The following is a 7,279-nucleotide window of genomic DNA, read 5'->3' as shown; positions in this document are numbered from 1 at the left end:
TTGCGACCGAGTTTTTGTAACCCCCGGCGCGAGAAGAACATTAGCCCATCCCGCGCCGAGTTCAAAAACGGGGGTCCCCGGGAGGTCGACGTACGGTCATCAACTGGTCACCTCCGGACTGCCTCGCGGACCCGGATCGCCTGCGCACTAAGGTGTTGTGAGGAAGGAGCACGACATGCGAATCTGGCTCAACGGCGCCGTGCTGGACGACGCGGCGACGGTCTCGCCGCTGGACCACGGGCTGACCACGGGCGACGGCGTCTTCGAGACGATCAAGATCGAGAACGGCCGGCCGTTCGCCGTCCACCGGCACCTCGAGCGGCTGGTCCGCTCGGCCGTCGGGCTCGGTCTCCCCACCCCGGACACCGCGGCGATCGAGGGCGGGATCGAGGCCGTGGTCGCGGCCGATCCCGGGATCCCGTTCGGCCGGCTGCGGATCACGTACACCGGCGGTGTCTCGCCGCTGTCGTCCGATCGCGGTACGTCGGGCCCGACGGTCCTGATCGCGACGCAGGAGATCACCCGCCCGTCCCCCACGTCAGCGATCGTCACCGTCCCGTGGGTCCGCAACGAGCGCAGCGCGGTCGCCGGCCTGAAGACCACGTCGTACGCCGAGAACGTCCGCGCCCTCGCCTACGCGAAGGAGCGCGGTGGCAGCGAAGCGATCTTCGCCAACACCGTCGGCAACCTCAGCGAAGGCACCGGCGCGAACATCTTCTGCGTGTACGACGGTGAGCTCGTCACACCGACCCTCGCGTCCGGCGCGCTGGCCGGGATCACGCGGGCGCTCGTCCTCGAATGGTTCGGCGGCGTCGAGCGCGACGTACCGCTGGAGCAGCTGTTCCGGGCGGAGGAGATCTTCCTCACATCAACAACGCGTGATGTGCAGGCCATTCAGCGTGTCGACGACCGCGAACTCCCCGCCCCCGGCACGATCACGGCGCAGGTCGCGAAGATCTTCGCGGAACGCTCCGCGCAGGACCTCAACCCCTGACCGCCGGACACCAGACACTCACCAACCCGCCGGCCACAGGCCGATCGCCCGGCCGCCACACGGCGACCGGGCGATTGCGGTGCGTTTGGTGAGTGGCGCAGGTCCGCGGAACTACTCGCCCGACGCCTTACGCCGTTCGCGGTACGCCGCGACGTGCAGCCGATTGCCGCAGGTGCGCGCGTCGCAGTACCGCTTCGAACGGTTCCGGGACAGGTCGATCAAGGCATCGTCACAATCCGGGGCCTCGCAGCGCCGCAGACGTTCCCGCTCGCCGGCCGAGATCACCTGGGCCAGCGCAATCCCACACTCCACCGTGATCCGGCACGCAATCGACGCACCCGCCCGCGAATAGTGGATGTGCCACGGGTGCCCGTCATGATTCGTCAGCCGCGGAGTCGACGTACCCCGGGCGATGATCGCGTTGATCATCGTCGCCGCCGACGCATCAGAATCCGTGGTGAAGACAGGCGCGAACACCGGCCGCAGATCCCGGACCTCGGTCAGATCCTTGTCGGTCAGCGTGCCGACCGCGCTGAACTCGCGTTCTTGGACGAACTTCTCCAGCTCCTCCATCGCCTCCAGTGAGTCGACCTGGCTGTTCGGCCCGGGCATCGTGTTCACGAGCCGGACCAGCGTCCCGAGCGCCTGCTCGGTGTCGTGCGAGAAAGTCACAATCACGTCTCCAACGCGACGGGATCTCCGTCCTGCAGCAAGAGTAGCCCGGCTCGATTAGATCGGGGCTGAATCATGCGCTATGGTTTCACCCGCAACACCAGCAACACCCCGGGCGATTGGCGCAGTGGTAGCGCGCTTCGTTCACACCGAAGAGGTCACTGGTTCGAACCCAGTATCGCCCACGCAGTCGACAGGCGACTCGTGTCCGCGGAAAGCGCGGACCGGGTCGCCTTCGTCATTTCGTGCGGCAGCGCTTCGCTCGCCGCCAGCGGGGGCTCCGCCACCCGCACCCCCTCGCGCCTTCGCTTCGCTCGGCTCCCCGGTTGCTCGCCGCGGTCGGGTTCGGGGCCTTCGCTTCGCTCGACTCCCTGGCTGAGCGCCGCGGCCGGCTGACCCGCACGGATTGCTCGTCGCGGTCGAGTGTGTCTTCGCTTCGTGGTTGAGCGCCGCAGCCGGCTGACCCGCGGGGGTTGCTCGTCGTGGGTCGGCTAGTTGGGCCAGATGAGTTTGAGGAGGTCGTCGGGGATGGTTAGGGGGCTCGGGGCGGACTGGGCGGCGGACTGCCAGGTGGCGGGGATTTCGGGGAACGGGGAACTCGGGCCGTTGCCCAGGTGGGTTTCCAGGGCTAGGGCGACAGGGGCGGTTACCTGGGGGCGGCCGTTGGCGCCGGCGCCGGTGAGGAGATCTGCGAAGGTGGAGGCGACGTCCGTGGGGAGGGTGCCGGCTATTGGGTCGCACCAGATTCGGGTATGGCCGGAGGGCTTGATGCCTACGGCTACTAGGAGGCCCAGGGAGCCGAAGGCGCCGGCGTAGTGGCTGAAATACTCGGTGCCTACCCACACCAGGGTCTTGATGTAGGCGGCCAACTCCCCCGTGCCTCCGGGGAGACGTTCAGCCAGTACGGCGTCTGGTTGGTAGAGGCGGGCCGCGGCCAATTGGAAGTATGGCGGTGCATCAGTCATGACCGAGCGTCTCCGGGAGGTTGGGGTCGAGTACCTCGTGACCTTAGCGAGCGTCAGTGCTTGATGAGTTGTTCGCTCAGGGTCCAGAGGCGTTCTGCGGAGTTCGGGTCTACTGCGTGGGGTACTACGTCGGAGCGGACGTTCTGGTCGTGGAAGTTCGTTTCTGTGGTGGGGTCGAGCGGGGAGATCTCGTTGTCTTTCAGGTAGGTGCCGCCGTGGGCGTCTAGTTGGGGGTTGGTGGCTCCGAAGACGGACGTACTGGCGCCTTGCCGGGCGGTTTTGCGTTCGTGGGTGGGGTCGAGGATTTGGTTGCCTTGGTCATCGGTTAGGCCCATGGCGTGGAGGGACTCTGTGGACAGCCAGGGGGTTCGGGTTTCGCCTTCGGGCAGGTGGGGGCCGAGGTTGGTGGTGATGACGATGCCGGGGTGTGCGGCGAAGGCGTGGATGTCGTACTGCGACCAGCGCCGTTCGATCTCCACCGCGAACAGGACGTTGGCGGTTTTCGACTGGCCGTAGGCGAGTAGCGGGTCGTAATCGTGGGTGAAGTGCGGGTCTTCCCAGCGGATGTCGGAGAGCCGGTGACCGCCGGAGGTCACGTTGACGACGCGGGCGCCGTGTGCCGCCTGCAGGGCCGGGAGCAGCCCCAGGGTGAGCTGGAAGTGACCCAGGTGGTTCGTGGCGAACTGCGACTCGTACCCACGGGCGTCGCGGTGCAGCGGGCCGGCCATGATGCCGGCGTTGTTGATCAGGATGTGCAGCGGGCGTCCGGTCGCGAGATAGCGGTCGACGAAGTCGTCGATGGACTTGGGGTCGAGCAGATCGAGCTGGCTGGTCTCGACGCCGTCGATGCCCTCAAGCGCCGCGGCTGCGCCGTCTGGGTTGCGGACCGCGACGGTGACGGTGGCGCCGGCCTTGCTGAGGGCGCGGGTCGTCTCCAGGCCGAGGCCGCGGTGGCCGCCGGTCACGATCGTGTTCTTGCCGGTCAGATCGATGTCTGCGAGTACGTCGTCGGTGGTCGACGCCGCGCTGAAGCCAGTACCGATGGGGGTTTGTTTGTTCTGGGTCATGCCTCCACTCTGCTGCGCGAGCGGCGTACTCTGAATAAGTATCCGTCCATATTTTCTTCGCGAGAGTACAGAGTCATGGGTGACGATCAGCTATCCGAGGTGTTCGAGCTCGTGGAGGTCCGCGGGCTGGTGTCGGGCGGGTTCGCCGTCCGCGGACCGTGGGTGGCGCGAGCCGAGCTCGCGGAGACGTTCAAGTTCTTGGCGGTGGTCAGTGGCCGCGCCTGCCTGGTCACCGACGGTGTCGACGCCCCGATCGAACTTCTTCCGGGCGACGTCGCGATCCTGAACAACCGCTCGCGGGTGGAGCTCTCCGGCGGCACCGGCGACGGACCCGTCCAGGAAGTCGTGCCGATCGAGAGTGACGCCACGCTGACCGGCGCCGACTGGACGACGCACGACATCGTCCTCGGCGGCCGGATCGACCTCAACGAAGCCGGCCGGGCCCTGCTGGCCGAGGCCTTGCCCCCGGTAGCGCACGTGCGGGCCTCCAGCACCACCGGCGCCAACCTCCGCGGCAGCATCCACCGGCTCTTCGACGAGGTCGCCGGTCACCGGATGGGCTCGGCCTTCGCGATCCGGCAGCACGCCCAACTACTCGCCCTCGAGGTACTCCGCGCGTATGTCGATCAAGCCGCGCTCCCCTCGGGCTGGCTGCACGTACTCACCGACGAGCGACTGCGCCCGGCACTCACCCTGATGCACTCACAACCCGACCGGCTCTGGGGACTCAACGAACTCGCTCGCGCCGCCGCGATGTCCCGCACCGCCTTCGCGGAACGCTTCCGCGAGGTCGCCGGCATGCCGCCGCGTGCGTACCTGCACCGGTGGCGGATGATGCTCGCCCAACGCGCCCTCCGCGACGGCGACGTCAGCGTCGGCTCCCTCGCCTCCGAGCTGGGCTACGCCTCCGAGAGCGCATTCAGTACGGCGTTCAAACGCGAAGTCGGCGAGTCACCATTGCGCTACCGCATCAAGGCACGCGCTCAGGCGTTATCCAACTGAGCGACCAGCTCCGCATCGAGCTCCAGCTCGACAGCACCCAGCGCCTCGTCGAGCTGCGCAACGGAGGACGCGCCAACAAGCGGTACGACGCCATGCTGCAGCTGCCACGCGAGTACTACCTGGTTCGTCGTCGCACCAAGCTCACGCGCAGCCTGCCGCAGTGCCTCGAACCGGACGTACGCCGTCGGATGCGCATAACCACGCTCAGCCCAGAAAGGCCGGTCCGGCCGACTGTACGAGCCGGCCAGCAGTGACTGGTACGCAACCAGCGTCACGTCGGGATGCTCTTCCAGATAGTCGAAGTGCTCGATCCCCGCATGCTGAAGATGCGGTGTGCCCCGACGACGAACCCCCTGCAACGACGGCGGGTTCGGCCAGAGGTACGTCGAGTGCTGCTGAATGACGGAGTACTGCGCGACGCCCTGAGCAGCTGCGGTCTGTCGAGCGCGGTCGAGACGCCACGCCGCGGTATTACTGCACCCGATAACGTCAACGACCCCCTCCGCCGCCAGCTGACCGAATGCGGCGACTGTCTCCTCCAACGGAGTACTGCGGTCGTCGATGTGCGCGTAGTACAAGTCGATCCGGTCAACACCGAGCCGACCCAGACTGCCCTTGACTGCCTCACCGACAGCGGAGGCGCTCAGCCCTTCCCACTGGGCATCGCTGGGATCACCAGGCACCGTCGTCCGCGCACCGCACTTCGTCGCGATCACCAGGTCGTCGCGGTTGCCGCGGGACTGCATCCAGCGTCCGAGCAGTTCCTCGCTCTCACCACCATGCCCGAGCCACTGGTTGTAGTTGTTCGAGGTGTCGATGAACGTCCCACCCGCCTCGACGAACCGGTCGAGGATCGCGAACGCGGTGTCGGGTGGCGTCGACGATCCGAAGTTCATGGCGCCCAGGCAGAGCGCGCTGACGGTCCGGCGGTTTCCGATCGTTCGAGACAACATGCACCCCACCCTGCCTTCTAGACCGCACTCGAAGTCAAGGGAAGCCTCAGATCAGCCAGGCGCCGTTTTCCATCAGCACGCGGTCCTTCAGCTCGTTGACCTCACGCCACGCCTGGATCCGGGTCGGCGTGACACGGAAGAACAGGTAGTTCTCCAACGGACGCGGGTCGAAGCCCGACTTCGCTGCGAACGCCTCCCCCTCGGCGTCACTCGGGTCGACGACCTCGACCGTGCCGGTCACATGAATCACGTCGCGAACCTCGCCCAGCGTCAACTGCACCACCGGGTTGGCGTGCAGGTTACGACCGGTCGGATTGGTCCGGGCCGTCGACAGCAGGAAAGTCCCGTCGCTCCAGAGGAACGAGAGCGGCATGAGGTACGGCGTACCGTCCAGTGACGCTGTGGACACCCAGGCGTCCACGTCGTGCTCCAGGCGGTTCAGAGTGTCCTGCTTGCGGTCCGGCAACGACCGGGCTGGTGCCGTCATCACATGCTCCTCGGGATCTGCTGTCACATCTTCTTCACGTACTCCGTCATGCGCATGACGGCACTGGGCCGGTCAGTGTGACAGGTGAAGGATGTGGTTCGAATGGCCGGGGACGACTGGCTCGCAACACGGTTCGAGGAGAACCGGGACCGCCTGCGGGCCGTCGCGTACCGGATCTTGGGCTCCGAACTGGAGGCCGAGGACGCGGTCCAGGAAAGCTGGATCCGGCTCAGTCGCAGCGACTCCGCGACGATCGACAACCTCGGCGGCTGGCTCACCACCGTCGTCGGGCGGATCTGCCTCGACATGCTGCGAACCCGCCGCGGCCGGCCCGAACTGCCCGTCGGCGAACACTCGCCGGCGCTTGCGGACGACGACGTACCGGATCCCGAACTCGAAGCGGTGCAGGCCGACTCGGTCGGTCTCGCGCTGCTCGTCGTCCTCGAGACGCTGTCGCCGGCCGAGCGGCTCGCCTTCGTGCTGCACGACCTGTTCGCCGTACCGTTCGAGGACATCGCTCCGATCATCGGGAAGTCACCGGCGGCCGCGCGGCAGATCGCCAGCCGGGCACGACGAAGGGTCCGGGGTACGCCGGAACCGACCGACGTCGACGTACTCCGGCAGAAAGAAGTCGTGACCGCGTTCCTCGCCGCGGCGCGCGGGGCGGACTTCACGGCGTTGCTCGAAGTACTGGATCCCGAGGTGGTCGTGCGCGCGGACGCGGGGGCGGCGGCCTACGGGACGGAATCGACGCTCGCGGGGGCGGCAGCGGTGGCGCAGGAATTCTCCGGACGGGCGGCCGCGGCGAAACTCGTACTCGTCGACGGAATGCCTGGCCTGGTGTGGATGCGGCGCGGCGAACCACTCGTTGTGTTCTCTTTCACGGTCGTCGACGGGCGTGTCGCCGCGCTCGATCTCCGGGGCGATCCGGAGTACCTCGAAAGTGTTGATCTGGTGACCTTGAAGGGGTGATCGGACGGCGTGGCGAGTGGACAAGATTCGTGGGGCTGGTGTGACGAATGGGGTGCTGTTCACGCTCGCCGTACCCGGGACGCGACGCTGCGGAATCTGGTTTTTGTCCGGGCGGAAAGTGCGCTACTGTTCTGCTCTCGCACCGAGTGGAAACGCTCGAAGCGAAG

8 protein-coding genes and 1 tRNA gene are annotated in these 7,279 nt (G+C 67.0%); 4 read left to right on the top strand and 5 right to left on the bottom strand.

Annotated features, from left to right (window positions below):
* Positions 1–175 precede the first annotated feature (175 nt).
* Positions 176–994: an aminotransferase class IV gene (locus tag ACWGID_RS41415; protein WP_452204938.1), complete on the top strand. Its 819-nt coding sequence runs from the start codon at positions 176–178 to the stop codon at positions 992–994.
* Positions 995–1,105: 111 nt separating this feature from the next.
* Here the strand turns inward: ACWGID_RS41415 and ACWGID_RS41410 are convergent, their stop codons facing one another.
* The gene (locus ACWGID_RS41410; RefSeq protein WP_452204936.1) at positions 1,106–1,672 is read right to left on the bottom strand and encodes a CGNR zinc finger domain-containing protein; all 567 of its coding nucleotides are present in this window, start codon (positions 1,670–1,672) and stop codon (positions 1,106–1,108) included.
* A gap of 107 nt (positions 1,673–1,779) precedes the next feature.
* Between ACWGID_RS41410 and ACWGID_RS41405 the strand changes: the two genes are divergently transcribed.
* Positions 1,780–1,851: transfer RNA gene (locus ACWGID_RS41405), tRNA-Val, on the top strand.
* 306 nt (positions 1,852–2,157) lie between these two features.
* On the opposite strand, the gene ACWGID_RS41400 is transcribed toward ACWGID_RS41405, so the two are convergent.
* Together ACWGID_RS41400 and ACWGID_RS41395 are read right to left on the bottom strand one after the other, a co-directional pair.
* The gene (locus ACWGID_RS41400) at positions 2,158–2,631 is read right to left on the bottom strand and encodes a hypothetical protein (protein ID WP_452204934.1); all 474 of its coding nucleotides are present in this window, start codon (positions 2,629–2,631) and stop codon (positions 2,158–2,160) included.
* Between the two features lie 53 nt (positions 2,632–2,684).
* A complete protein-coding gene (locus ACWGID_RS41395) occupies positions 2,685–3,698 on the bottom strand; it encodes an SDR family NAD(P)-dependent oxidoreductase (RefSeq protein WP_452204932.1) in 1,014 nt (337 codons plus the stop codon).
* A gap of 75 nt (positions 3,699–3,773) precedes the next feature.
* On the opposite strand from ACWGID_RS41395, the gene ACWGID_RS41390 reads away from it, so the two are divergent.
* A complete protein-coding gene (locus ACWGID_RS41390; RefSeq protein ID WP_452204931.1) occupies positions 3,774–4,700 on the top strand; it encodes an AraC family transcriptional regulator in 927 nt (308 codons plus the stop codon).
* Here the strand turns inward: ACWGID_RS41390 and ACWGID_RS41385 are convergent.
* Both ACWGID_RS41385 and ACWGID_RS41380 read right to left on the bottom strand, forming a co-directional pair.
* A complete protein-coding gene (locus tag ACWGID_RS41385) occupies positions 4,682–5,653 on the bottom strand; it encodes an aldo/keto reductase (RefSeq protein ID WP_452204929.1) in 972 nt (323 codons plus the stop codon). The genes ACWGID_RS41390 and ACWGID_RS41385 overlap by 19 nt on opposite strands.
* A 46-nt stretch (positions 5,654–5,699) precedes the next feature.
* Positions 5,700–6,140: a pyridoxamine 5'-phosphate oxidase family protein gene (locus tag ACWGID_RS41380; protein ID WP_452204927.1), complete on the bottom strand. Its 441-nt coding sequence runs from the start codon at positions 6,138–6,140 to the stop codon at positions 5,700–5,702.
* 102 nt (positions 6,141–6,242) lie between these two features.
* On the opposite strand from ACWGID_RS41380, the gene ACWGID_RS41375 reads away from it, so the two are divergent.
* Positions 6,243–7,112: a sigma-70 family RNA polymerase sigma factor gene (locus ACWGID_RS41375; RefSeq protein ID WP_452204925.1), complete on the top strand. Its 870-nt coding sequence runs from the start codon at positions 6,243–6,245 to the stop codon at positions 7,110–7,112.
* The last annotated feature ends 167 nt before the right edge of the window (positions 7,113–7,279 follow it).

Source organism: Kribbella sp. NPDC054772, assembly GCF_053611945.1.
This window is presented reverse-complemented; position numbering and strand designations above follow the sequence as displayed.

Coding starts and splice junctions, on each gene's coding strand:
- ACWGID_RS41415 (WP_452204938.1), top strand. CDS start 176: ATGCGAATCTGGCTCAACGGCGCCGTGCTGGACGACGCGGCGACGGTC.
- ACWGID_RS41400 (WP_452204934.1), bottom strand. CDS start 2,631: ATGACTGATGCACCGCCATACTTCCAATTGGCCGCGGCCCGCCTCTAC.
- ACWGID_RS41395 (WP_452204932.1), bottom strand. CDS start 3,698: ATGACCCAGAACAAACAAACCCCCATCGGTACTGGCTTCAGCGCGGCG.
- ACWGID_RS41390 (WP_452204931.1), top strand. CDS start 3,774: ATGGGTGACGATCAGCTATCCGAGGTGTTCGAGCTCGTGGAGGTCCGC.
- ACWGID_RS41385 (WP_452204929.1), bottom strand. CDS start 5,653: ATGTTGTCTCGAACGATCGGAAACCGCCGGACCGTCAGCGCGCTCTGC.
- ACWGID_RS41380 (WP_452204927.1), bottom strand. CDS start 6,140: ATGACGGCACCAGCCCGGTCGTTGCCGGACCGCAAGCAGGACACTCTG.
- ACWGID_RS41375 (WP_452204925.1), top strand. CDS start 6,243: ATGGCCGGGGACGACTGGCTCGCAACACGGTTCGAGGAGAACCGGGAC.